Origin of the sequence: Anaeromyxobacter sp. PSR-1 (genome assembly GCF_000964525.1) — a bacterium.
Lineage (GTDB): Bacteria > Myxococcota > Myxococcia > Myxococcales > Anaeromyxobacteraceae > Anaeromyxobacter.
On sequence record NZ_BAZG01000008.1, the window covers coordinates 44591 to 67466 of the forward strand.

The following is a 22876-nucleotide window of genomic DNA, read 5'->3' on the forward strand; positions in this document are numbered from 1 at the left end:
GCGTGCATCGCCTGACCAACGCCGCGCGGGCCGGCGGTGTTCCGCACGCGCACCGGCCCCGGACACGAGAAGGGCGAGGCGAGCAGGATGCGCTCGCCTCGCCCGGTTGCTTCCTTCACCTCATGGCAGGCAGGACGGGCCGGAGCCCGCCCCGCCGGCCGGGGCTACTTGAAGATCGCCATGATCTTCGCGACGGCCTCGTCGAAGACGCCGGTGCCGTTCTCGATCGCGAACCCGAACGTCGCGGTGTGCGCGTTGAACGAGGCGAGGTCGCCGGCGAGGTCCTCGTTGATCATCTCCGCGCGGTGGCAGGAGCCGCAGGCGCGCGACGCAGGGCCGGTGACGTACGACGGCACCGCGCCGATGTTGCGATCCTTGCCCGTGAGGGTCCGCGCCGCCGACAGCACGCCCGGCAGCGTCCGGAACTGGTCCGGGACCTCGTAGGTGTTCGGGTTGTGGCAGGACTCGCAGTTCAGGATCGTGAAGTTCGGGTAGGTCGACTCCACGTGGTGGTCGTAGCGCATCGAGGCCACCGGATCCGAGAAGTCGATGCTCTGGATGTCGAACGGCTGCATCGAGTGGATCGCGTGGACGTACGAGTCGATCGACCGCGACTGCATCTCGAGGTGCGAGCCGCCGTCACGGACGGTGTGGCAGGTGCGGCAGGCCACCACCGTCGCGCTGCCGTAGGACGGGCTGTGGAACGTCGTCCCGAGCGCCTCGTGGCACTTGTTGCACTTCGCCGTGTCCACGATGGCCGTCCCGTACGCTGCCGGGACGATCGCGTTGCCGACGAGGTCCACCGTCGCGGTCGCGCCGGCGATCGCGATGGCGGGGTTGGTCGTGCTCACGGGCTGCGCCTGGTTCAGGCCGACGGCCGGGAGCACGGCGACCTGCACCTTCTTCACCGTGCCGTCGGCGACCATGCTGGCCCAGGTCGAGAGGTCGGCGGTCGCCGTCCACGTCGTCCCGCCGGCCACCGCGACGGCCGGATCCACCGTCAGGCGGTTGCTGTTCTTCGTCGACGCCTCGGTCCACTCGAGGTTGCGCAGGGTGTCCGCCTGGCTGCCGTGGCCGGAGACGATGAAGTCCTTGGTGTCGTAGCCGTAGAGGCTGACCACCACCGTGGGCTTCACGAGCGCCGACGCGTCGGCGCCGGCCACGCTGAAGGCGACCGTCAGCTTGTTGGTGGCGGCGTCGAAGGACGCCGAGTCCACCTTGGTCGTGACCACGCTGGAGAACTTGGTGGTCGCGTCCTTGTAGATGGCCTTGTTGTAGCCGGCGTGGACCTGCGCGAACGTCGGCCCGATGCCGCCGGCCGCCTGCGCCTTGTGGCAGGTGTTGCAGGCGCCCGTGTACGTGTACAGGTCGAGGTTGTGCGGGACGACGTCCTTCAGGGCGGGCGCGCGCTTCGGGTCACCGTTGAGGCCGGTCACCGGGTGGCAGCTCTTGCACGTCGCCAGCGTGAAGTTCGCGTCGGCGAGGATCACGTCGAGCTTGCCGTCGTGGCAGGTCACGCAGTTCGCCATCGACTGCGGGTAGGCGAACTCCATCGCGTGCGACATGTGCGTGTCGTTCATCACCGTCTTCTTGTAGGCGTACTTCGCCTTCTGCTCGGCGGTCGGCGTGCCGCCCTGCGCCGCGTACGCGGCCGGGTCGTCGGCGAGGAGCTGCCAGCCCTCGTGGCCGCCGGCGGACTCGTCGGTGTGGCAGGCCTTGCAGGCCGCGAAGTCGGGCAGGCCGGCGACGGCGGCGGCGCGGTAGCCGTGCTTCAGGTACGGCGAGCCGTGGCACTTCTCGCAGCCGGAGACGTTCGCCGAGGAGGCGTAGGTGCCCGCGTTACCGTAGGCGACGCCCGTGTTCGACACGTCGGTGTAGAGCTGCATGCCCTCGGTCGAGAGCGGGCCGTCGGCCACGTACGCGTAGACCTGGGCGTTCGACACCTCGGGCTGGAACGTGGCGGTCGCGTAGGTCGCGGTGTACACGCCGTTGCCCTGGCTGGTGATGTTCCCGTACGCGAACGCGGTGACGAACTTGCGGGTCGCGCTGTCGTAGGTCGCCGCGTAGAAGCGCTTCTGGTCGAGGCCGGCGAGGCCCGCGTCCACGTACGGCGCGCCGTTCCGGGTCACCGTGAACGTCATCGTCGACGTGTAGTTCGTGCCGCCCGCGTTCGCGACCGTCGAGACGTCGTTGATGACGACGTTCAGCTGGCTCGCGTCCGTGTACTGGTTGTAGATCCCCTGGTGCTGCGCGCCGGCGCTGCCGTGGCACACCGCGCACGACTCGGGCTTGGCCGAGGCCGTGAGATCCTGGCCGTCCTGCCCCGGCTGCCCGGGCTGCCCGGGAAGGCCCGGCTGCCCGTCCTGACCCGCGGGGCCCTGGGGACCGGTCTTGCCGTCCTCGCCAGAGCACCCCGCAATCGCGAGCGCGCCGGCGAAGAACAGCGCGCCGGTCGTCCGCATCGTCCACTTGTGCATGTGTTGAACCTCTCCGCGTTGATGGGCCTAGGCCCGAAGACTGACTTCGGGCGGGACCCTACCAAAGCGCCGCAGGATTTCCCCGCGCAGGGCGGCCCCTGCGACAACATGCCCAGGTCAATCATTGGCGTTTGCGCGATATGACCCAATCGCGCTTGATCGCGGTCATTGCGCGCATGCCGCGATGTAGTCCGCGGTCGCGGGGACGGCGACGATCAGGCCAGCCGGGCCCCGCGCTCCGCGAGCAGCTCGCGCAGCACCGACCGGTGGCAGCGCGCCTCGTCCTCGCAGTAGCAGCCGACGGCGAGGTCGGCGCCGTGCGAGAGCGCCGCGAGCAGGTCGAGCGTCCGGCGCGCGGCCGGCTCCGCCATCTCCGCCCGGAACCGCCGCTTGAACGCCGCCCATTCGCGGTCGCTCCGCGCCGCCTGCGCGAGCTTCATGGTCGGGACGGTGGGCGCGAGGTTCGGGAACCAGACGTCGTACCAGTCGTCGGCCGCGAAGCGCGACGCGGGCACGCCGCGCGGCGGGCGGCGGACGGTGCCGATGCGAAGCCCCTCCCCGCGTGCGCGGGGGGTGCCGAGCCGGACGATGCGGATCGCCATGCCGCCGAGCCTAGCCGGGCACGCGCGCCACGCGCAGCGACCGGAGAGGTCGCACCGCCCGACGCGGCGGTCAGGACGCGGCGGCGCCCGCGGTCGCGGCGGCGCCGGCCGCGTCGCCCGGGTGGACGCCCAGGTACGTGAGCAGCCGCCACTGGTGCAGCGTGAGCCCGCGCACCGAGATCTGCGCGCCGGGCACCCACGCCAGCAGGCTCGCGAAGCGCGCCAGCGCCGCGTCGTCGCACTGGCGCACGGCGCCGAAGTCGATGCTGAGGCGCGCGAACGGCCCGAGCACCTCGATGGTCTCCTGCAGCCGCCGCACGTCGTCCGCGCCGAACGTCCTGCCCACGCGGACGTCCAGCGCATCCCGGATCGCATCGATCTGCATGGTCTCCCCCCGGAGACGGTTCGATCCCGGGTTACCACCGTCAGTGTGGCCCGCCCGCGTGGTCGATCGACGCGCACGGAGCGACCGGCGCCGAGCGGGTGCGGCAGGTTCGCCGCCGGCCGTCGCCCGCGCGTTGTCCCCGCTGCCGCACTCCGGCGAGGGGCGGGGCCGCGCCCGGCGATTGCGCTCGTGGCGCCGAGGGGTTGGCGCGCCGGCGGACGGCGCCGGACGTCGGTAATCGAACGATGACGCGCGTTGTCCCCACCCGCCGGCCGGCGCGAGGGCCACCGGCCGGCGAGCGGGCGCGCCTGCTACTCGCTGCCGAAGGCGCAGTCGGCGCAGAGGACGACGACCTCGGGTCCCTCGTCGCGCCGCTCGACGCGCTGGACGGCGGTCTCGCGGGTCACGGAGCAGCCGCAGAAGTCGCAGCGGCCGTGGGATTCGTCGTGGAGTGGGTGCGGGCTGGCGGAGGATTCGGTGCTCGGGGATTCCATGGCGGGGCTCTCCTGGCGTGGGCGTGCGGTGCGTCAAAACGTCCATGACGCGGCCCGCCAAGCTCCGCACCGTCCCCGTTGGGCACATATTCCCGCGAGATCCCTGCCTCGAGCCCCCCGACGTCGGCACCGCCGGCTCCGCGCGGGGCGCGATTACGCACGGAGCGTGAACCGGGAGGCGCCCGAGGCACGGCGCCGGCCATCCGCCGGCGGCGCCCTCGGTCGCACCACGACGTCCGTCCCCAACGGCCCTTCCGCGAGTTCGTCCGGAGCGTGAAAAGTGGTGTCGAACCCCGACTCGGAGGAGGCGCCATGATGCGGATGGCAGGACTGTTGGTGCTCGGGTTGCTCGCCGCGGGCTGCGCGACGAACGGCTCCGTGAAGCAGCAGATCGACCCGCTCGCCGATCGGATCTCGGCGGTGGAGCGGCAGCAGGCGGCGACGAACGCCAAGCTCGACGCGCAGACGGCCGAGCTCCAGGCGCTGCGCAAGGACGTGGCGGACTCCGCGGCCACGTCGGCGCGGGCGCAGGAGGCCGTGAAGGCGGCCCAGGAAGCGGCCGAGCGCGCCGAGGTCGCGGCCCAGAAGTCCGCGAAGGCGTTCGAGCTGACGCAGGTGAAGGGGAAGATGTAGCGGCGTACGCTGGGGGGCGCGCGGCGGCCGCCGGCCGCCGCGCCCCGTCAATCGGCGGTCACGTCCACGGGCATCCCGCTCCGCGCCGCGAGCGCGCGCGCGAGCTTCCGCGGGTCCACCTGCTCCAGCACGCCCCGGTCCCGCAGCAGCCGCTGCGCGAGCTCCGCCGGATCGGCGGCGGCCGCCTCGTCGGCGTGCACCTCGACCAGCACGCGCCCGTCCCGCACGCCCACCTTCACCGGCTCGCGCACGATCGCGACCGGCGTGCCGAGCCGCACCGCGCGGTAGAGCTGCGGGATGTCCTCCGGGTACAGCCGGATGCAGCCGTGGGACACGCGGCGACCGACGCCGTACGGCCGGTTGGTGCCGTGGATGAGGAGGGTCGGCACGGAGAGCCGGAGCGCGTGGCTGCCGAGCGGGTTGTCCGGCCCGGGCGGCACCGCGACCGGCAGCTCCGGGTCCTCGCGCCGGATCGACGACGTCGGGTACCAGCTCGGCGACACCAGCTTCTGCTCCACCGTGAGCACGCCGAGCGGCGTCGCGCCCGCCTCCACCGCCACGCCCACCGGGAACGTGAGGAGCGTCGGCCCCGGCCGCAGGTAGTACAGCCGCATCTCCGACAGGTTCACCACCACCGTCCCCTCCTCCACCGCGGACGGGAGGATCCAGGCGGTCGGGAGGATCGCGAGCTCGCCCGGCGGCGGGACGAACGCGTCGAGGCGCGGGTTCGCGGCCGCGATCTCGCCGAAGCCGAGATCGTACCGGCGCGCGATCTCGATGAGCGACTCGCCCCGGCCGATGCGGTGGGCGCCGGTCGCGCCGATCACCTCGTCGCCGCCGGGCCAGGTGGCGGGCGGCCCCGAGAGCAGCACGGCGAGGAGCGGCAACCACATGTCGGCTCCCGCGGGCGGGCGGACTCCCCCGTCCCACCATCGCGCGAGCCGCGCCGCGCCGCGACCGCCCTGGAGGACTGCGCCGGCCGGGTGCGCGCGGCCGCCCGCTGGCCGCTGCGCTCCGCCGCGCATAGGATGTGGGGTCGATGGGGAGGGGCGCGCGTTGCAGCGGAGACGGCCGGCGGCACGCCGCGGGCGCGCTCGCGCTCGCGCTCGCCGCGGCGCTCGCGCCGGCGGCCGCGGGCGCGCTCGACCCGTCCCCGTCCCCGTGCCCTCGCTCGCGCGACGCGGTCGTGGTGATGACGGATCGCCGGGAGCTGTGGCTGTGCAGCGGCGGCACGCCGGCGGCGCAGTACGCGGTGGCGCTCGGGCGCAGCGGCGTCGGGAAGCGGCGCCGTGGCGACGGCCGGACGCCGCTCGGGACCTATCCGCTCGGCGACCCGCGCCCGTCCCCGCAGTACGGCACGTTCATCCCGATCGCCTACCCGACGCCGGCGCAGGCCGCCCGCGGCTTCACCGGCACGGCCGTCGGCATCCACGGGCCGCCGCGCGGGACCGAGGGCGCCGGGTACCCGGTCACCGAGGTGGACTGGACGCAGGGCTGCATCGCGACCGGCAGCGACGAGGACGTGGACGCCATCGCCGCGTTCGTGCGCGCGCGGCGGCCGCGGCTCGTGATCCGCTGAGCGGGCGGGCGCCCCGCCCCGGCGCCGCGCTTCACGCTTCTTCACGAACCGCACAGGCCCCGGACATCTCCGCCCCGCATCCTCCCACCGTGCCCGCCCGCGGTGGACGGGCCGGAAGGAGACGGGACATGAAGCGGATCATCGGCGCGATCGCGGCGCTCGGGGTGCTGGCGGTGGGGGTCGTGGCGCTCACCGGGTTCCACGGTGGGTGCGGCTGGCGCGGGCACGGGCACGATCCCGCCCGGATGTCGGCGTTCGTGACGGACCGGGTGGACGACCTGCTCGACCACGTGGACGCGAGCCCGGAGCAGCGCACCCGCATCCACGCGGTGAAGGACCGCATGCTCGCCGCGGCCACCGAGCTGCACGCCGGGCAGGACGAGGCCCACCAGGCGCTGCTCGCGGAGTGGAAGGCGGACGCGCCGGACCGTGCCCGGCTCCACGCGCTGGTGGACGCGCGCGCGGACGCGTTCCGCAAGCTCGCGCACGAGGCGGTGGACGCGGGCGTCGAGGTCCACGACGCGCTCACGCCGGCGCAGCGCGAGAAGCTCACCCGCAAGATCGAGCGGCTGCATCGCTAGCCCGGCGCCCCGGAGCGGACCCGCGGTGACGGCGCGAGCCCCACGCTATGATGCCGCGGTGACCGCCGCGACCCCGCTCCTGGCGCTGCTCGTCGAGGACGACCTCCGCCTCGCCGCGTTCACCCGCGAGTATCTCGAGGGGCACGGCGTGGCGGTGGTCCACGTGACCGACGGGCGCCGCGGGCTCGACGAGGCGCTCGGCGGGCGCTTCGACGTGGTGCTCCTCGACCTCATGCTGCCGGGGAAGGACGGCCTGGAGGTCTGCCGCGAGCTGCGGTCGCGCTCCGACGTCCCGGTCATCGTCCTCACCGCGCGCGGCGAGGAGGCGGACCGCGTGATGGGGCTCGAGCTCGGCGCGGACGACTACCTGGCGAAGCCGTTCTCGCCGCGCGAGCTGCTCGCGCGCATCCGCGCCGTGGTCCGGCGGGCCACCGGACGCGCCGGTCCCGCGCGCGAGACGGTGCGGGTCGGCGCGCTGGTGGTGGATCCGGCGGCGCGCCGGGTCACGCTGGACGGGCGCGAGGTGACGCTCACCGGGTACGAGTTCGCGCTGCTGTATGCGCTGGCGCGCCGCGCGGGCCGGGTGCTCGCCCGGGAGCAGCTCATCGAGCTGGCGGGCGGGAGCGCCGAGGAGGCGTTCGACCGCTCGGTGGACGTGCACGTCTCGCGGCTGCGGCAGAAGCTCGGCGACGATCCCCGGCGGCCCCGGCTCATCAAGACGGTCCGCGGCGCCGGGTACCTGCTCGCCGGGGAGCCGGGATGAGCCGGCGCGGGCACGGGCCGCTCTTCTGGCGCGTCTACCTGCACGGCGTGCTCCTGCTGCTGGTGGTGGCGGTCGCCGTGGGCGGGGTGGGGTTCGCCCTGCGCCGCGGGAGCGGCTGGTGGTCGGAGCGCGGGGCCGGGCGCTACGCCGCGGAGCGCGTGGGCGAGCTGGCCGGCGATCCGCCCCGCCTCGCCGCCGAGCTCTCGCGCGTGCGCGAGGCGTTCGGGGTGGAGGCGTCGGTGTACGGGCCCGGCGGCGCGCTCGTCGCCACGAGCGCGCGCGACCCGGCCGCCGCGGCGCGCGCCGACGGGCGGCGGCGCGGGTGGACGGTGCCGCTCCGGGGCGGCGGCACGCTGGTGGTCCACTCGCCCCCGCACGATCCGGCGCGCGGGCTGCTGTTCATCGGGGCCGTCCTGGCGGCGCTCGCGGTCGCGTCCTACCCGCTCACCCGCGCCATCGTCGCCCCCGTGGAGCGGCTCACCGCGGCGGCGCGCGCGCTCGGCGCCGGCGACCTCGCCGCGCGGGCCAACGTCCGCGCGCACGGGGAGCTCGGGGAGCTTGGCCGCTCGTTCGACGAGATGGCCGCGCGCCTGGAGGCGCTGGTGCGCGGCGAGCGCGAGCTGCTCGCGAACGTCTCCCACGAGCTGCGCACCCCGCTCGCGCGGATCCGGGTCGCGCTGGAGCTGGCGGCCGAGGGCGACGCGGCGCGCGCCCGCCGCTACCTCGGCGAGATCGGGCAGGACCTCGCGGAGCTGGACGCGCTGGTGCAGGACGTGCTCGACGCCGCGCGCCTGGAGGCCCGCGGCGCCGCCGCGCTCCGGCTCGACGCCGGCCCGCTGGACCTCGGGGAGGTGGCGCGCGCGGCGGCGGCGCGCTTCCAGGGCGGACACGAGGGGCGCGCGCTCGAGCTGGACGTGGCGGACGGGCTGCCCCGGGTCCAGGGCGACGCGGCGCTCCTCCGGCGCATGCTCGACAACCTGCTCGACAACGCGGCGAAGTACTCGGAGCCTCCGGCCCCGGTCCGGCTCTCGGTGCGCGCCGAGCCCGGCGCCGCCGTGATGGAGGTGACCGACCGCGGGATCGGGATCGCCGCCGACGACCTGCCGCGCCTGTTCACCCCGTTCTTCCGCACCGACCGGAGCCGCGAGCGCGGCACCGGTGGCACGGGCCTCGGCCTGGTGCTGGCGCGGCGCGTCGCGGAGGCGCACGGGGGGTCGATCTCGGTGGAGAGCGCGCCGGGGCAAGGGTCCACGTTCCGCGTGCGGCTCCCGTCCGCGGGGGAGTAGCCGGGCCGGTCGCGCCCGCCGCACGCGTTCGAGGCGGCGCGGCGCTGGTCCACCCTCGGTGCCACCCCGTGGATGTGACCGCCGCGCCACCGCCGGCCACCGCGCCGCGCGCTACCATTCTGCCCGGGGTGCGCCCATGCGGATCGCGATCGTGGCGATGCTGCTCGCGCTGGGGTCGGTGGCCTGTCACAAGGAGTGCGACGAGGGCGAGCTGCGCTGCAGCGGCCACGACCTCCAGGTCTGCGTCGATCCCTCCGGCGGCTCGGACCCGGGGTGGCGCACCGTGGTGGACTGCGAGAAGGAGGGGCTGCCGCTGATCGGGAACTGCTACGACTGCAGCGACGGCACGCACCTCTGCTCGGACGATCCCCTCGACCCCTGCTCCGGCCACGGCGGCACGTAGCGCTCGCCGGGCCTGGCCGCCCGCCCCCCGGCGTCACATCCCGCGCGCCGGCCGTTCCAGACACGGGGGGCTCGAAGTCCGCCGGAGGGCGCGGAGCATGGGCCGTGTTGGCAAGCTGCTGCTGGGCATCGTGAACCTGGGGCCCATCGGCTTCATGGCCGTGGCGGTCTACCGCCACGGCGACCTGCCCGCCTCGGCGGTCGCGGCGCAGGTCGCGGTCGTCGCCGTGCTGCTCGGGATCTACCTGCGCCACCTCGCCGGCAACGACCAGCTCACCCGCGGCCTCCGCCGCGGCTGGGCGCTGGTGCTCCTCGCAGGCAACTGGGCGGTGTTCCCGGTGTACTGGCACCAGTTCGTCTGGCAGGACCCGCGCGACCGCTGAGAGCTTCCCGGCCGACTGCCCCTTCCGAGCCCGGCGAGCGCGTTGCGCCCGCCGCGCGATGCGGGTAGATGCCCGCAATGGACTCCGTCCCCTGCTACGCCGCGAACGTCCGGCGCGCCGCGCTCGCGCTGACCTCGCTCTACGACGCGGCGCTCGCGCCGCACGGCCTCAAGGTCACGCAGTACTCGCTGCTCCACGCGGTGAAGCGGCACGGGCGGCCGAACCTCACCGCGCTGGCGGCTGCGACCGGGCTCGACCGCAGCACGCTCGGCCGGAACCTGCGGGTGCTGGAGGGCATGGGGCTCGTGGCGCTCGCGCCCGGCGACGACCAGCGGGACCGCGTCGCCGCGCTGACGGAGGAGGGGCGGGCGCGGCTCCGGGCGGCGGCGCCGGCCTGGACCTCGGCGCAGCACGCGGTGGAGCGCGTGCTCGGCGCGAACGCGGAGCAGCTCACCGACCTCGCCCGCCGCCTCGCCGCGCTCCCGGGCACGTCGGAGGCCGCGTGAGCCGCGCCGCCGCGCAGGGCTGGCGCGGGCCGGCGCTCGTGCTCGCCGCGGGCGCGCTCACGCTGACGGTGTCGCTCGGGATCCGCCACGCGTTCGGCCTGTTCCTCGAGCCCATGAGCCGGGACAACGGTTGGACGCGCGAGGTGTTCGCGTTCGCGATCGCGCTGCAGAACCTGGTGTGGGGCGCCGCCCAGCCGTTCGCCGGACGCCTCGCGGACCGCCACGGCGCGGGCCGGGCCGTGCTCGGCGGGAGCGTGCTCTACGTGGCGGGCCTGCTGCTCATGGCGACCGCGCACGGCGCGTCCACCCTGGCGGTGTCGGCGGGCGTGCTGGTGGGCCTGGGCCTGTCGGGCACCTCCTACCCCATCGTCTTCGGCGCCATCTCCCGGTGCACCGCGCCGGAGCGGCGCAGCCTCGCCACCGGCATCGCCATGGCGGTGGGATCGCTCGGGCAGTTCGCGATGCTGCCCGGCGCGCTCGCGGCCATCGACGCCGTCGGCTGGGCGGGCGCGCTGGTGGCGCTGGCCGGGCTCGGCGCGACCATGGCCCCGCTCTCGGCGGCGCTCCGCGAGCGCCCGGCGGCCGCCGGCGCCGCTGGCGCCCCCGGCGCCGGGGCGCGGGAGGCGCTCGCCGCGGCGCTGCGCCACCGCGGGTTCTGGCTGCTCTCCTTCGGCTTCTTCGTGTGCGGGTTCCACGTGGTCTTCATCGCCACCCACCTGCCCGCGTTCCTCGCCGATCGGGGGCTCGGGCCGCGCGCGGGCGCCGCGGTCCTCGCGCTGGTGGGCCTGTTCAACATCGGCGGCTCGTACTGCGCCGGGCTGCTCGGGGGCCGCATGAGCAAGCCCGGCCTGCTGGTGGGCCTCTACCTGCTCCGCGCCGCCGTGATCGCGGCGTTCGTGCTCGCGCCGGTCACCGAGGGCTCCGCGTACGCGTTCGGCGCGGCCATGGGCTTCCTGTGGCTCTCGACCGTGCCGCTCACCAACGGCACCATCGCGACGCTCTTCGGCACCCGGCACCTGGCCATGCTGGGCGGGGTGGTCTTCTTCTTCCACCAGGTCGGCGCGTTCCTGGGCGGCTGGCTGGGCGGGCGGATCTACGTCGCGACCGGCAGCTACGACGTGGTCTGGTGGCTCTCCATCGCGCTCGCGCTGCTGGCCGCGCTGGTGAACGTGCCGGTCCGCGAGGCGCCGGTGGCGCGCCCGGCGGCGGCGCCGGAGGCGGCCGCGTGACGCGCACCGTGCTCCGGGCCGCGCTCCTCGCGCTCGCGGCGCTCGTCGCCCTGTGGGCCTTCGTCTCCCACCTTCAGCCGGCCTTCTCCGGCGAGCGCATGGCCGCGCTGCTCCGCTGCAACTGACGGACGCCCAACGCCGCTGTCTCCCCGGGATCGCGGCCGCTGGCCTCGATCCCGACACCGCGCCGGCGCGCGCACCGGATGCGGGCCCGATTCCGCGCCCCTCCCGGCGGCGCGCCCCGGTGGCACGGCCGATGCTCCTCTCGGCGGTGCGCGCATGCGCGCGCTGGGTGAAGCGGATGTCGGACCGGGAGAGACCGCCGGCGCAGGAGGCGCCGATCCAGGCCGTGGCCGCCGGGCGAGGCGCCTCGGCCGAGCTGCTGGGCCTGGCGCTGCCGCGCCCGGGCACCGACGAGCCGACCACGGTCGCCCTGCGCCTCTGGGGCCTGCTCCCGGCGCACCCGCGCGGCCGGCCCGATCCGGCGGCGCTGGACGCCGCCGAGCGCGACCTCCGCGGCATCGCGGCGGCGCTCGGCCCCGGCGTCGATCCGCCCGTGCACACGGTCGTGGGGGAGTTCCTCCCGGCGGAGTACCCGGCCCGGCGGGCGCCCGGCCGCTGCGAGGTCTGCCTCCCGGTCGTGCTCCGCGCGGCGGGCCGCGTCCCGGCGCTCGCCGCGCGCATCCGGGCCCGGCTGGCCGCGCTCGGGCTCCCGGAGCGGCGCTGAGCCGGCGCGACGCGGTTGCGCGGAGCCGGAAACGCGAATAGCGTATTCGCGTTTCAACGCATCTCACGCCCGTGGAGGCCCCGTGCCCGCAGATCCCTTCGCCGCGCTCGACGCCACCGCCCAGGCCGCGCTGGTGCGCGAGGGCCGCGCCACGCCGCTCGAGCTCGTGGACGCGGCGCTCGCCCGCCTCGAGCGCCTCGGCCGCCTCAACGTCACCGCCGCGGTGGACCCGGAGCGCGCCCGGCGGGCGGCCCGCGAGGTCCGGCGCGGCGCGCCCTTCGCCGGGGTGCCGTTCCTGATCAAGGACGTGCTCCCCTACCCCGGCCTGCCCTTCGGCTGCGGCTCGCGCCTCCTGGCCGGCCAGCCGTCGCCCCCGGCGCCGGACCTCGCGCGCGCCTTCGACGAGGCGGGCCTGGTGGTGCTCGGCAAGAGCACCACCTCCGAGTTCGGCCTGCTCGGCACCACCGAGACCCTGGCGTGCGGCGCCACCCTGAACCCGTGGGACCCGGCGCGCTCGCCGGCGGGGTCGTCCGGGGGCTCGGCCGCCGCGGTGGCCGCGGGCATCGTCCCGGTGGCGCACGCCTCCGACGGCGGCGGCTCGATCCGCATCCCGGCCTCGGTGTGCGGCGTGTTCGGGCTCAAGCCGAGCCGCGGGCGGCAGCGCGACGTCGGGATGCCGCTCGACGCGCCGCTCGCCGCGCTGGTGGTGGACCACTGCGTGAGCCGCTCGGTCCGCGACAGCGCCGCGCTGCTCGGCCTGACGCAGCGGCGCGACGCGACCGCGCCCTACCCGCCGCTCGGCCCGGAGGCGCTCGCGCCCGCCGCGCGCCCGCGCCGGCTCCGCATCGGCGTGTACGCGCGGACCGCGTTCGGCCGCGCGCCCGCCCCGGAGGTCCGCGCCGGCCTGGACGCGGCGCGCCGGCTCTGCGAGGGGCTCGGCCACGAGACGGTCGAGATCGCCGGCCCGCGCTTCGACGCCGCCGCCGCCCGCGACGCCATCTTCCTCCTGTTCGGCGCCGCGCTCCTCCCGGTGGTCCGCCAGGTCCGGGCCGCCGCCGGCGAGGACGCGCTCCCGGGCCTCCTCGAGCCGTTCACGCTCGAGCTGGTGGGCCGCGCCGAGGCCGGCGGGCCGGCGGCGATCGCGGCGGCGCGCGCCGCGCTCGACGGCGCGGCCCGCGACGGCCTCGCGTTCCTCGACGGGCTCGACGCCGCGCTCAGCCCCACCACCGCCGTGCTCCCGTTCCCGCTCGGCACGCTCTCGCCGCGCCACCCGGCCGACCGGAACCTCGCCTTCACCGAGGACCTCGCCGGCTACACCGCCGTCCACTCCGTCACCGGCGCGCCCGCCATGTCCGTGCCGCTGCACTGGACCGCCGGCGGCCTGCCGGTGGGGATGCAGCTCGTGGCCCGCCCCGGGGAGGAGGCCCTGCTGCTGCAGCTCGCGTACGCCCTGGAGGAGGCGGCGCCCTGGGCGGATCGCTGGCCGCCCTGCTCGTCCGACGCCGCGGAGGTCCCGTGCCCCAGCGCCTGAAGGAGGACGTGCGCGCGCGCCTCGTGGACGCGGCGCTGTCGGAGTTCGTCCGGCAGGGCTGGCGCGGGGCGCGCCTGGTGGACATCGCCGCGGCGGCGGGCGCGTCCATCGGGAACGTCTACCGCTACTTCCCGGACAAGGAGGCGCTGCTCCGGGCCGCGGTGCCGCCGGAGCTGGCCGCGGAGCTGCTCCGGCTGCTCCGCGGCCGGGTGCGCGCCCTCGGGTCGATGGGCGACTGGCGCCTCGGGGACGCGGCCGGCTCGGAGCGCGCGGCCGCCCTGCTCGCGTTCTGGATCGCCCACCGGCGCGAGGCGGTGGTGCTGCTGGGGCGGGCCGAGGGCTCGCCGCTCGCCCACGTCCGCCCGCTCGTCGCCGGCGAGCTGACGCGCGCCGCGGCGCGCTACCTGCGCGACCACTCGGCGCGGCCGGTGCCGCGCGAGACCCGGTTCGTGCTGGAGCGGATCTTCGAGGGCACGCTCGGGATGATCGTGGACGTGCTGGCCGCGCACGAGACGCCGGAGGCGATCTCGGCGGCGTTCGGCGCGTTCTGGCGGTACCAGCTCGCCGGGCTGCAGGCGCTGCTCGCGCCGGCGCGCCGCTGAGCGGCGCCGCCGGTCGCGCGAGGCGCTACGCCGCGACCGCCTGGCCGCGGGCCACCGGCTCGCAGGCGAGGGCCGCGCCGCAGGTGGCGGGCTCGAGCGGCTCCACCACGGCCGGAGCGCGGCGCTCCGCCGGCGCGGGGGTGGCCACCGGCTCGCGGCACTCCAGGCGGACGATCCGCCCGTCGTCGTCGTGGTGGACGACGCAGACGGCGGCGCGGCGGCCGGCCAGGAGCGAGGACTCGGACAGCGCGAAGTGGCGGGCGTAGTCGCGGAGCGAGAGCGCCTCCCCGTCGGCGAGCGCCTTGCGCGCCGGGAGCCCCTTCCACACCAGCAGCGTGCCGGAGGTCCCCACCAGCGCCATGACGGAGCTGGGGAGATCCCCGCCCGTCCCGTTCGTCACCAGCTTCACCAGCACGGGCGAGGAGCGCATCCCGAGCTCGGCGATGGCGCGGAGGACGGGCACCCACAGCCAGAGCCAGGCGCCCCACATGAGGGCGGTGGAGGCGTCGGAGAGCAGGCGCTGGTACCAGGCCAGCCGGTGACGCGCGTTGATGATGAGTGATCCGCTCATGTCGATCCTTCGCCTTCGCTGCGGCGCGCCCTCTGCTCCGCGTGCTGCCGTCTCCGTCCGCCGGGCCGGACGCTGCGCCGGCCGGGGGGCCGCAAGTTGACGTGCCGGCACCCCGGTCTATTCAAGGACGGAACCCTCGGTCCGGGCTGACCCAGCGCGCCCGCGAGCCGCGGCGCCGCGCCACGACCTTCGGGTAGGCGACCACCGTGGCCGCGCAATTTATCACCCAGAATACGAAGGGATACCAGATCATCCAGAAGAGGTTCCGGAACAGCCCGCGGTCGTACCGGCTGTCGAGCCAGGTGCTGAACGCGAACTGGGCCAGGCAGGCCGCGCCGAGGATCACGCCGCTCTGCTGCAGCCCCAGGGGCGATCCGACCGCCGGGAGGGCCCCCGCAGGCAGGACCAGCCCGATCAGCCAGGCGGCCGTGACCAGCACCATGGCGTACGACCACGCCACGCTGACCACCATCTCGAGGAGCAGCGGCCACAGCGACCGCTGCGCGGGCTCGAGCGCCGCGTCGATGTTCTTGAGGAGCACCTGCGCGCCGCCCATGGCCCAGCGCAGCCGCTGCTTCCAGAGGCCGCGCAGCGTCTCGGGCATGAGGATCCAGGTGAGCGCCCGCGGCTCGAACCGGACGTCCCACCCGGCGCGCTGCAGCTTCCAGGTGATGTCGATGTCCTCGGTGAGCATGTCGGCGCTCCAGTAGCCGACCTGGTGCACCGCCGACTTGCGGAACGCGGTGATGACGCCGCTGACCGTGAAGATCCGGCCGAACACGCGCTGCGCCCGCTTGATGATGCCGACGATCGACGAGAACTCGCCCACCTGGACCCGGCCGAGCAGCGTGGAGCGGTTGCGGATGCGCGGGTTGCCGGTCACCGCCGCGACGTCCGGCGACTCGACGAAGTGGCGGACCAGCCAGTGCGCGGCGTTCGGGTCGAGCAGGGCGTCGCCGTCGATGCAGACGAGGATCTCGTGCCGCGCGAGCAGCGCGCCGGCCTGCAGCCCCATCGCCTTGCCCTGGTTCTCCGCCAGGTGCACCACCCGCAGGCGCGGGTCGCGCGCCGCCACCCGCTCCAGCACCGCGCCGGTGTCGTCGCTGCTGCCGTCGTTGATCGCGACCACCTCGAAGTCCGGGTAGTCGAGCGCGAGCGCGTGGCTCACCGTCTCCTCGGCGTTCTCCCCCTCGTTGTACGAGGGGATGAGGACCGTCACCGGCGGCCAGTGCGGCAGCGGCGGGGGCAGGTCGAGGGCGCGCTCCGCCCGCTCGAAGCGCCAGTAGAACAGCGCCGCCCCGGTCATCCAGAGGAACGACATGAACAGCGGGTAATAGAACACGAAGGCCAGCAGGCCGTGCCACGCGCTGTCGAGTGTGGCGGTCACGCGGGCGGCCTCAGCGTACCGCGGGGGCGTTCGGCTTCGAGTCGAGCACCGGCTTCAGGACCCGCGGATCCGGCTGCCCGGCGAACAGCGCGTCGGGGTAGTAGCCGACGTGCATGACGCCCATCCCGTACAGCGACCGGATGGTGTCGGCGAGCTCGTGGCTGGGGATGGGCTTGTTGCCGTCGCGCCAGTCCACCGCCTGCAGCTCGAACACCACCTTCTTCATCGCGTCGCGGTACTCGACCGCCCGCACCAGCTCGTGGAAGAAGGCCGCGTGGTCGGCGGCCTTCTCCATGTACGGCATGGCCATGATGGCGGTGAAGTCGTAGCGGGCGATGGAGTTGTCGAGCGCCTGCGAGTACCAGACCTCCGCCTTGGGGTTGAGCGCCACGCGCGCGTACAGGTTGCGCGCCACCACCAGCGCGGGCTGCTGCGCGCGCACCACCGCGGCGGTCTCCATGGCGAGGTCGTCGATGGCGTTGATCTTGAGGATGGTCCAGCGGCCCAGCAGGTCGTCGCTCCGGCGGATCTCCTCGATGCTCCCGGGCAGCCCCCAGGCCCGGTACTGCGCCAGCGCCGCGGGGCTGGCGTCCTCGAAGTCCGAGAGCGTGGCGTCGTCGTGGAAGAGCAGCCCGTCGAACGCGGCCGAGCGCGCCAGGTCCTGGTACAGCTCGCGGATGGCCTCGCGCGCCCGCGCCGAGAACGGCGAGAGCCGGTGGTAGCCCATGTTCACGCGGTCGGTGCGGTCGCCGGCCAGCGTCACCACCTGGTCCTGCGCGGCCGGATCGGCCTTCGGCAGCTCCCACGCCAGCAGGGGCATCCACGCGTACAGCCGCTTCACCGGCGTGCGCGTCCGGATCTGCCAGGCCACCCGGTTGAACAGGTCGGCGCGCATGGGCATGCGGCGGGACGGGAAGTACACCGCGTCCGCCGAGCCGTTGCCGTCCGGGTCCGAGAACGCCTGCAGGTACACCGCGTTCACGCCCATGGCCGCGATGCGGTCGAGCAGGTGGCCGAGGTTGCGCTCCTGCTGCGCCGGGTCGGGGTCGTACACGTAGTCCAGGTCCACGTGCATGATCTTCTGCGGCCGGTCGTTGTCGGACAGGTCGGCGTTGCGGATGGCGATCTCGCGCTCCACGTCCCAGAGCGCCATTCCGCCCTCGACCAGGATCCGGCGCAGGCCCCAGAGCGGCGTGTCGCGGGTGTTGGCGCCGTCGTCCAGCGTCAGGCCGACGCGCATCCCGAGCCGCTCGGCGGCCTCCCGCGTGATCGCGTTGTAGCGCCCGTACGGCCAGGCGATGACGCGCGGCGCCCGGCCGGTGTTGCGCCGGATGAGCGCCACGCTGCGCTCCAGGTCGGCCTGGATGCGCCGCCGGTAGGTGGCCTCGTCCTCGTAGCGCCGCGCGCCGGCGTCGTAGCGGCGCGTGGTCCCGGCCGGCTCGAGGTTGCCCTGCGGGTTCCCCTGGATGCCCTTGTGCAGGTCGAAGCTGTGGCTGCCCACCTCGATGAGCCCGCTGGCGGCGAGCTCGCGCAGCTCGCTCCAGGAGAGGAGCCGCTCGCGCGGCAGCTTCTTGCCGTCGAAGTCGACGGTCCCCTTCTCCTCGAGCCACCCGGCCACCACGTTGATGACCGCCGGGATTCGGAACATCTTCAGGATCGGCCAGGCGTTCCGGTAGACGGACTGGTACGCGTCGTCGAACGTGACCAGCACCGCCTTCGGCGGCAGCGGGCGGCGCCCCTCGCGCGCGGCCAGCAGGTCGTCCACCGAGACGAAGCGGTAGCCGTGGTTGCGGAGCCAGTCCATCTGCCGCAGGAAGCTCGTCGGCGAGACCGCGTACTGCGGGACCAGCGCCTCCGCGCGCTCGGCCACCTCGTGGTAGCTGAGGATGGTGAGCTCCTCCTCGGTCGCGGCCCGGGCCGGCGAGGCGGGCAGCGCGGCGATGGCGAGCAGCAGCGCCGCGGCGGGGAGTGACACGGGTCGCAGGGTCATCGGGTCGGGAACGTCGGCGGGGGCGAGGAATTCCGGGCGGCGTACGGCGCTCGCCCCTTGGCGGGAGGAGGCCTCCCGCGGGCCGGCATGATCAGCAGGTTGGTCGAGAGGCGTCAAGGACGCGCGCGGACGGCCGGGCGACCGCCGACCCGCTCCGCGGCGCTGGCCATCGGACGCCGGGCGCCGGCGCGTATTCAACGGCGCGTCCGCGGCCCGTCCCAGCGCGCGCGGCGCGCAGGTGGGTGACCCGGCGCGCATGTGCGGGGGCCTCCCATCGCCCGAGATCGCGGCCCCAATTTGTCCCACGAACATACGACGAACGCGCGAACCGTTTCGCGGGAACCGCGCTCCATCCCCTCTGCCGGCGGGGCGCCCGGCGTCCACACGAGGGGTGAAGGGCGAGGTTCCATGAGACGAGGCATCATCCTGGCCGCGCTCGCAGCGGGCGCGTTCGCGTCCGCCTGCGGCGGCGGCTCGGGCTCCGACGCGGCCAGCGCCGCCGACGCAGCCCGCAACGCGGCCACCGGCGTCACCGGGACCGTCCGCGACACCGCCGGCGCGCCGATCGCGGGCGCGGCGGTCAGCGACGGGCAGCGCTCCGCCACCAGCGCCGCCGACGGCACCTACGCGCTCGCCGAGCGCGCGGGCACGTACACGCTCACCGCGTCGAAGGCGGGCTACGCCAGCGCGACGCAGACGGTCAGCGTGCCGAAGCGGGGCGGCGTCCAGGTGGACTGGGCGCTCGCGCCGACCGCGCCCCCGCCGCCGTCCGGGGGCGCGTACCGCGTCTTCGCGAACAACGACCTCGGGATGCACTGCGTGGACCGGAGCTTCGCGGTGTTCTCGATCCTGCCGCCGTACAACGTGGTGAACGCGCAGGTGGTGGCGCTCCAGCCGAGCGGCAAGCCGGTGCTCCTCGACGCGTCGCAGGTGGACCTGCGCTACGCGGCGATCGCGGACGCGACCGGCTCCGTCAACTCCACCAGCAAGGGCAAGACCGACTTCTGGACGTACGCCGCCACCCTGTACGGCGCCGCGCTGCCGGAGGGCGCCGGCCTGATGGGCCTCTGGATGCCGGCCGACGCGCCCGATGCGAGCGGCACGACGCTCTCGTGGGACGCCGGCCTGGGCCTGTTCCACGCCCCGGGCATCCCCATCCTGCCGATCGACGACGCCGGGCGGACCAACCCCTACCCGCTCCTGCGCTTCTCCGCGTACGACAAGGCCGGCAACGCGCTCGCCGCCACCGACGTGGTGCTGCCGGTCTCGGACGAGACCTCCTGCCAGAACTGCCACGCCACCGGCAAGGTGGCCGCGACGGAGCCGGGGATCGCCTGGTCGGCGGATCCCGATCTGGAGGCGCAGGCGCGCCAGAACGTGCTCGCGCTCCACGACGCCGAGCACGGCACCGCGCTCCGGCAGCAGGCGCCGGTGCTCTGCGCCTCCTGCCACTACTCGCCCGCGCTCGACCTCGCCGGCACCGGGCCCTCGCCGCAGCAGGCGGCGCACCCGACCATGTCGAGCGTCATGCACGGCTTCCACGCCGACAAGGTGGCCGGGCTCTGGGACGCGCCGGTCCCGGTGGGCGGCACCGTCCCGCCGGCGGCGCAGCAGGCCTGCTACCAGTGCCACCCCGGCGCGCAGACGCAGTGCCTGCGCGGCGCCATGAGCTCGAAGCTCGCCTGCCAGAACTGCCACGGCGACATGGCCGCGGTGGGCGGCGCGTTCCCGCTGCTCGCGGGCGGCAGCGTCGACGGGACCGGCGACGGCGCCCCCCGCCGGCCGTGGAGGGACGAGCCGCGCTGCCAGAGCTGCCACGCGAACGACGCGGTCTCGAAGACCACGCTGGCGAGCGCGCCCCCGCTGGCGCCGGACGGGCTGCGCTTCAACGAGGCGTTCCGCGCGGGCGATCCCTCCGCGTCGCCCATCCTCGCGTCGAACCGGCGCTTCGCCGAGGAGCCCGGGAAGCTGTACCGGCACAGCAAGGGCCACGGCGGGCTCGCCTGCGAGGCGTGCCACGGCAGCACGCACGCGATCTGGTCCGGCAACGCGAACGACGACGTGGCCGCCACGCAGCTCCAGGGCCACGCCGGCACGATCGGCGAGTGCAGCACCTGCCACCTGTCGCCGCCGACCATGGGCCTGGGCGGCCCCCACGGCATGCACCCGGTCGGCGACGCCTGGGTGCGGGCCCACAGCTCGGTGGCGGAGGCGGACCTGGCCGCGTGCCAGGCGTGCCACGGCACCGACTACCGCGGCACGGTGCTCTCGCGCATGTTCGCGACGCGCACGCTGATGGGCCGGACGCTGACCGCCGGCACGCCGGTGGGCTGCTTCCACTGCCACAACGGCCCGTGACGCGGCGCGCCTGACGGAGCCCGGCCGTCCCCCGGCGCCGCACGCTGCGGCGCCGGGGGCGCGCCCCTCCCACATCCGCGTCCACGCGCCGGGCGCGCCGCACACCGGCAGGGCGCGCCGTTCACCGACGGTCTGCTATCGTGCGCGCTCCATCACGTGGAGTGCACATGGCCCTCGACCCGCGTCTCGTGTCCCCCAAGGAGAAGCCGCTCTTCGTCGCCGGCGCGATCTTCTCCGCCCTCGCCTGGCTGGTGGTCGTCGTCTCGATCGTCGGCCTGCTGTACGCGCTGCTCGGCGCCCTGTTCGTCCTCGGCGCGCACGCGCTGTTCCTCGCGCACGTGCGCACCAACGCGGTGCGGGTGGACGAGCGGCAGCTCCCCGACCTGCACGCGCGCGTGAAGGCGGCCGCGGCCCGCCTCGGCCTCCAGGACGTCCCGGCGGTCTACGTGATGAACGGCGGCGGCCTGCTCAACGCCTTCGCCACCAAGCTGCTCTCGCGGCGCTACGTGATCCTGCTCTCGGACCTGGTGGACCACTGCGAGGACCCGCGCCAGGTGGACTTCGTGGTGGGCCACGAGCTCGGGCACTTCGCGGCCGGGCACCTGAAGTGGAACGCGTTCCTGCTCCCCTACGCGCTCGTGCCCTGGCTGGGCGCCGCGTACTCGCGCGCCCGCGAGTACACGTGCGACCGCTGCGGCCTCGCCGCGGCGGGCGACCTCGAGCAGTCGATGCGCGGCCTGGTGGTGCTGTCGGCCGGCGGCCGGATCGCGGCCCGGGTGGACCTGGCGGCGTTCGCGTCGCAGCGCCACGAGGCGGGCGCGTTCTGGCCCACGGTCCTCGAGCTCACCTCGTACCACCCGTTCCTCTCGAAGCGCGTGGCCGCCCTGCACGAGCTGAACGCCCCCGGGTCCGCGCAGCCGGTGCGCCGCAGCGTGGCGGGCTGGATCTTCGCCCCGGCGCTGGGCGCGCTGGGCGGCGGCGCCGGCGCGGCGCCCGTGATGGTGGTGGCGATCGTCGGCATGCTGGCCGCCGTCGCCATCCCGAACTTCGTGCGCTACCAGCTGAAGTCGAAGGACGCCGGCGCCCAGGCCGCCCTCCAGGCGCTGTACCGCGCCGAGGTGGCGGCGCACGAGAAGGACGGCGCCTTCCGCGAGCTCCAGCTCGGCGAGGCCGCCTCCCGGACCCCGGCCGCGTTCGCGGAGGCGGAGCTGGCCGCCGCGCGCGAGCTCGGGTGGCAGCCCCCGGCGGGCGGGCACCACGTGTACACGGTGGGCGTGGGCCGGACGCAGGACGGCCGCCAGGCGTTCGCGGCCTGCGCGGAGAGCGACGCCGACGGCGACGGGGTCTACGCCGCCTGGATGGTGTGGGAGCCGCTGGACGACGGCGAGGGCAACCTCATCGCGCCCGGCTCGCCGTGCCGCTTCCAGCCGAAGCTGGCGCGCCAGCCCGTCTTCGGCGAGGGCGACGCGGCGGGCGTCCCGGTGCGCGTCTCGCCGGACGACGTCTTCTAGACGCCATCGCCGGCCTCGCGCACCGCGCGGGCGATGGCCGCGGCGTCGGGCGCGCGGCGCGGGACCTCGAGCGGATCGCAGCGCGCCTCGGGCGGCCCGCACACCGGGCAGTCCGCGGCGCGCGCGGGCGTGAGCCACACCGACTGGTACGCGCCCTGGCCCGGCGTGTCCCCGAACACCTGCGGGTAGAACCAGTAGCCGGGCACGGTCGAGAGCGTGAGGTAGGTGGCGCCGGAGGCGACCACCTCCTCCGCGAACGGCCGCAGGCCGGGCTCGCCCTCCGGCGCGAGCAGCGCCAGCGCCAGCTTTGCCGCGGCGCTCGCCACGTGCTGCACGTCGGCGGCGAGCGCGACCTCGCCGCGCAGCCGCCCGGTGCCGTAGTCCAGCTCGCGCGCCACCCGGCCCCCGGCGCGCTCCAGCCCGTGCCGGCTCCGGGTCGCGCACAGGTAGCAGGCGGTCCGGTCCGGGACGGTGAGGATCACCTCGCCGCCCCGCGCGCCCGCGTACAGGCCCACGAACAGCGCCGGGCGGCCGCGCGCGTAGGCGAAGCGGTCGAGGGCGCGCTGCGCCGCGGGATCGTCGGTGGCGGCGAGCACGAGGTCCGCCTCGCGCACCCGCGCGTCCAGCGCCGCCGGCGGGAGCGCGTCCACCGCCCGCGGCTCGAGCGCCAGCGCGATCGACGGCTCCACCGCGAGCAGCCGCCGGGCCAGCGCCTCCGGCTTGGGCCGCCCCACGTCCTCGGCCGCGTAGACGGTGCGCGACAGGTTCGCGGGCTCCACCGGCTCCGGGTCGAGCAGCGCGAGCCGCCCCACCCCGGCGCGCGCCAGCACCTCGGCCAGGTACGAGCCCACCGACCCGCACCCGGCCACCAGCACGGCG

24 protein-coding genes are annotated in these 22876 nt (G+C 75.4%); 15 read left to right on the plus strand and 9 right to left on the minus strand.

The window, feature by feature from the left end; translation table 11 throughout:
* Positions 1 to 164 precede the first annotated feature (164 nt).
* From PSR1_RS02745 to PSR1_RS02760, 4 genes are all read right to left on the minus strand, one after another.
* Positions 165 to 2477 (minus strand): collagen-like protein, encoded by a 2313-nt coding sequence (locus PSR1_RS02745; protein ID WP_059436107.1) that lies wholly within the window; start codon positions 2475 to 2477, stop codon positions 165 to 167.
* Positions 2478 to 2692: 215 nt separating this feature from the next.
* Positions 2693 to 3079, minus strand: coding sequence for a DUF488 domain-containing protein (locus PSR1_RS02750; RefSeq protein ID WP_059436108.1), 387 nt, complete (start codon positions 3077 to 3079; stop codon positions 2693 to 2695).
* A 70-nt stretch (positions 3080 to 3149) separates the two neighbouring features.
* Positions 3150 to 3464 (minus strand): hypothetical protein, encoded by a 315-nt coding sequence (locus PSR1_RS02755; RefSeq protein ID WP_059436109.1) that lies wholly within the window; start codon positions 3462 to 3464, stop codon positions 3150 to 3152.
* A gap of 311 nt (positions 3465 to 3775) precedes the next feature.
* A complete protein-coding gene (locus tag PSR1_RS02760; RefSeq protein ID WP_059436110.1) occupies positions 3776 to 3958 on the minus strand; it encodes a hypothetical protein in 183 nt (60 codons plus the stop codon).
* A gap of 321 nt (positions 3959 to 4279) precedes the next feature.
* Between PSR1_RS02760 and PSR1_RS02765 the strand changes: the two genes are divergently transcribed.
* Positions 4280 to 4591: a hypothetical protein gene (locus PSR1_RS02765; protein WP_237757797.1), complete on the plus strand. Its 312-nt coding sequence runs from the start codon at positions 4280 to 4282 to the stop codon at positions 4589 to 4591.
* A 47-nt stretch (positions 4592 to 4638) separates the two neighbouring features.
* Here PSR1_RS02765 and PSR1_RS02770 read toward each other — a convergent pair whose 3' ends face one another.
* Entirely contained in the window at positions 4639 to 5484 is an 846-nt protein-coding gene (locus PSR1_RS02770) for a L,D-transpeptidase family protein (protein ID WP_059436112.1), read from the minus strand.
* A gap of 146 nt (positions 5485 to 5630) precedes the next feature.
* On the opposite strand from PSR1_RS02770, the gene PSR1_RS02775 reads away from it, so the two are divergent.
* From PSR1_RS02775 to PSR1_RS02825, 12 genes are all read left to right on the plus strand, one after another.
* Positions 5631 to 6170, plus strand: a complete 540-nt coding sequence (locus tag PSR1_RS02775; RefSeq protein ID WP_059436113.1) for a murein L,D-transpeptidase family protein — start codon at positions 5631 to 5633, stop codon at positions 6168 to 6170.
* 128 nt (positions 6171 to 6298) lie between these two features.
* A complete protein-coding gene (locus PSR1_RS02780) occupies positions 6299 to 6751 on the plus strand; it encodes a Spy/CpxP family protein refolding chaperone (protein ID WP_059436114.1) in 453 nt (150 codons plus the stop codon).
* 58 nt (positions 6752 to 6809) lie between these two features.
* On the plus strand, positions 6810 to 7514 hold the full coding sequence (locus PSR1_RS02785) for a response regulator transcription factor (RefSeq protein ID WP_059436115.1): 705 nt from the start codon (positions 6810 to 6812) through the stop codon (positions 7512 to 7514).
* Complete coding sequence (locus PSR1_RS02790) at positions 7511 to 8800, plus strand: HAMP domain-containing sensor histidine kinase (RefSeq protein WP_059436116.1); 1290 nt, start codon at positions 7511 to 7513, stop codon at positions 8798 to 8800. The genes PSR1_RS02785 and PSR1_RS02790 overlap by 4 nt, the downstream gene beginning before the upstream one ends.
* A 136-nt stretch (positions 8801 to 8936) precedes the next feature.
* Entirely contained in the window at positions 8937 to 9203 is a 267-nt protein-coding gene (locus PSR1_RS02795) for a hypothetical protein (protein WP_059436117.1), read from the plus strand.
* A 97-nt stretch (positions 9204 to 9300) separates the two neighbouring features.
* Positions 9301 to 9585 carry a hypothetical protein gene (locus PSR1_RS02800; protein WP_059436118.1) on the plus strand — a complete coding sequence of 95 codons (285 nt, stop codon included), beginning with the start codon at positions 9301 to 9303 and terminating at the stop codon, positions 9583 to 9585.
* A 77-nt stretch (positions 9586 to 9662) separates the two neighbouring features.
* The gene (locus PSR1_RS02805; RefSeq protein ID WP_059436119.1) at positions 9663 to 10091 is read left to right on the plus strand and encodes a MarR family winged helix-turn-helix transcriptional regulator; all 429 of its coding nucleotides are present in this window, start codon (positions 9663 to 9665) and stop codon (positions 10089 to 10091) included.
* Positions 10088 to 11320, plus strand: a complete 1233-nt coding sequence (locus PSR1_RS02810) for an MFS transporter (protein ID WP_059436120.1) — start codon at positions 10088 to 10090, stop codon at positions 11318 to 11320. Before PSR1_RS02805 ends, PSR1_RS02810 begins: the two co-directional genes overlap by 4 nt.
* Positions 11317 to 11445, plus strand: coding sequence for a hypothetical protein (locus PSR1_RS24770; protein ID WP_272946320.1), 129 nt, complete (start codon positions 11317 to 11319; stop codon positions 11443 to 11445). The genes PSR1_RS02810 and PSR1_RS24770 overlap by 4 nt, the downstream gene beginning before the upstream one ends.
* Before the next feature lie 176 nt (positions 11446 to 11621).
* Positions 11622 to 12047 (plus strand): hypothetical protein, encoded by a 426-nt coding sequence (locus PSR1_RS02815; RefSeq protein ID WP_059436132.1) that lies wholly within the window; start codon positions 11622 to 11624, stop codon positions 12045 to 12047.
* An 82-nt stretch (positions 12048 to 12129) separates the two neighbouring features.
* On the plus strand, positions 12130 to 13578 hold the full coding sequence (locus PSR1_RS02820) for an amidase (protein ID WP_059436121.1): 1449 nt from the start codon (positions 12130 to 12132) through the stop codon (positions 13576 to 13578).
* Positions 13563 to 14180: a TetR/AcrR family transcriptional regulator gene (locus PSR1_RS02825; RefSeq protein ID WP_059436122.1), complete on the plus strand. Its 618-nt coding sequence runs from the start codon at positions 13563 to 13565 to the stop codon at positions 14178 to 14180. The genes PSR1_RS02820 and PSR1_RS02825 overlap by 16 nt, the downstream gene beginning before the upstream one ends.
* A gap of 25 nt (positions 14181 to 14205) precedes the next feature.
* Here PSR1_RS02825 and pgaD read toward each other — a convergent pair whose 3' ends face one another.
* The 3 genes from pgaD to pgaB all read right to left on the minus strand — a co-directional run bounded on the left by pgaD (position 14206) and on the right by pgaB (position 18128).
* Positions 14206 to 14751 carry a poly-beta-1,6-N-acetyl-D-glucosamine biosynthesis protein PgaD gene (pgaD, locus tag PSR1_RS02830; RefSeq protein WP_059436123.1) on the minus strand — a complete coding sequence of 182 codons (546 nt, stop codon included), beginning with the start codon at positions 14749 to 14751 and terminating at the stop codon, positions 14206 to 14208.
* A gap of 121 nt (positions 14752 to 14872) precedes the next feature.
* Positions 14873 to 16138, minus strand: a complete 1266-nt coding sequence (pgaC, locus tag PSR1_RS02835) for a poly-beta-1,6-N-acetyl-D-glucosamine synthase (RefSeq protein ID WP_059436124.1) — start codon at positions 16136 to 16138, stop codon at positions 14873 to 14875.
* 10 nt (positions 16139 to 16148) lie between these two features.
* Positions 16149 to 18128, minus strand: coding sequence for a poly-beta-1,6-N-acetyl-D-glucosamine N-deacetylase PgaB (pgaB, locus tag PSR1_RS02840; protein WP_059436125.1), 1980 nt, complete (start codon positions 18126 to 18128; stop codon positions 16149 to 16151).
* Between the two features lie 408 nt (positions 18129 to 18536).
* On the opposite strand from pgaB, the gene PSR1_RS02845 reads away from it, so the two are divergent.
* Positions 18537 to 20486, plus strand: coding sequence for a carboxypeptidase-like regulatory domain-containing protein (locus tag PSR1_RS02845; RefSeq protein WP_059436126.1), 1950 nt, complete (start codon positions 18537 to 18539; stop codon positions 20484 to 20486).
* 167 nt (positions 20487 to 20653) lie between these two features.
* Positions 20654 to 21997: a M48 family metallopeptidase gene (locus PSR1_RS02850; RefSeq protein ID WP_059436127.1), complete on the plus strand. Its 1344-nt coding sequence runs from the start codon at positions 20654 to 20656 to the stop codon at positions 21995 to 21997.
* Here PSR1_RS02850 and PSR1_RS02855 read toward each other — a convergent pair.
* Positions 21994 to 22876 (minus strand): ThiF family adenylyltransferase (locus PSR1_RS02855; protein WP_160308998.1); only part of this gene is annotated, 883 nt, incomplete at its 5' end. The genes PSR1_RS02850 and PSR1_RS02855 overlap by 4 nt on opposite strands.

What these genes read in the sequence shown, in the direction of transcription:
- PSR1_RS02750 (WP_059436108.1), bottom strand. Translation starts at nt 3,079, where the DNA reads ATGGCGATCCGCATCGTCCGGCTCGGCACCCCCCGCGCACGCGGGGAG.
- PSR1_RS02755 (WP_059436109.1), bottom strand. Translation starts at nt 3,464, where the DNA reads ATGCAGATCGATGCGATCCGGGATGCGCTGGACGTCCGCGTGGGCAGG.
- PSR1_RS02775 (WP_059436113.1), top strand. Translation starts at nt 5,631, where the DNA reads ATGGGGAGGGGCGCGCGTTGCAGCGGAGACGGCCGGCGGCACGCCGCG.
- PSR1_RS02800 (WP_059436118.1), top strand. Translation starts at nt 9,301, where the DNA reads ATGGGCCGTGTTGGCAAGCTGCTGCTGGGCATCGTGAACCTGGGGCCC.
- PSR1_RS02815 (WP_059436132.1), top strand. Translation starts at nt 11,622, where the DNA reads ATGTCGGACCGGGAGAGACCGCCGGCGCAGGAGGCGCCGATCCAGGCC.
- PSR1_RS02805 (WP_059436119.1), top strand. Translation starts at nt 9,663, where the DNA reads ATGGACTCCGTCCCCTGCTACGCCGCGAACGTCCGGCGCGCCGCGCTC.
- pgaB (WP_059436125.1), bottom strand. Translation starts at nt 18,128, where the DNA reads ATGACCCTGCGACCCGTGTCACTCCCCGCCGCGGCGCTGCTGCTCGCC.
- PSR1_RS02770 (WP_059436112.1), bottom strand. Translation starts at nt 5,484, where the DNA reads ATGTGGTTGCCGCTCCTCGCCGTGCTGCTCTCGGGGCCGCCCGCCACC.
- PSR1_RS02795 (WP_059436117.1), top strand. Translation starts at nt 8,937, where the DNA reads ATGCGGATCGCGATCGTGGCGATGCTGCTCGCGCTGGGGTCGGTGGCC.
- pgaD (WP_059436123.1), bottom strand. Translation starts at nt 14,751, where the DNA reads ATGAGCGGATCACTCATCATCAACGCGCGTCACCGGCTGGCCTGGTAC.
- PSR1_RS02790 (WP_059436116.1), top strand. Translation starts at nt 7,511, where the DNA reads ATGAGCCGGCGCGGGCACGGGCCGCTCTTCTGGCGCGTCTACCTGCAC.
- PSR1_RS02780 (WP_059436114.1), top strand. Translation starts at nt 6,299, where the DNA reads ATGAAGCGGATCATCGGCGCGATCGCGGCGCTCGGGGTGCTGGCGGTG.
- PSR1_RS02745 (WP_059436107.1), bottom strand. Translation starts at nt 2,477, where the DNA reads ATGCACAAGTGGACGATGCGGACGACCGGCGCGCTGTTCTTCGCCGGC.
- PSR1_RS02760 (WP_059436110.1), bottom strand. Translation starts at nt 3,958, where the DNA reads ATGGAATCCCCGAGCACCGAATCCTCCGCCAGCCCGCACCCACTCCAC.
- PSR1_RS02845 (WP_059436126.1), top strand. Translation starts at nt 18,537, where the DNA reads ATGAGACGAGGCATCATCCTGGCCGCGCTCGCAGCGGGCGCGTTCGCG.
- PSR1_RS02765 (WP_237757797.1), top strand. Translation starts at nt 4,280, where the DNA reads ATGGCAGGACTGTTGGTGCTCGGGTTGCTCGCCGCGGGCTGCGCGACG.
- PSR1_RS02850 (WP_059436127.1), top strand. Translation starts at nt 20,654, where the DNA reads ATGGCCCTCGACCCGCGTCTCGTGTCCCCCAAGGAGAAGCCGCTCTTC.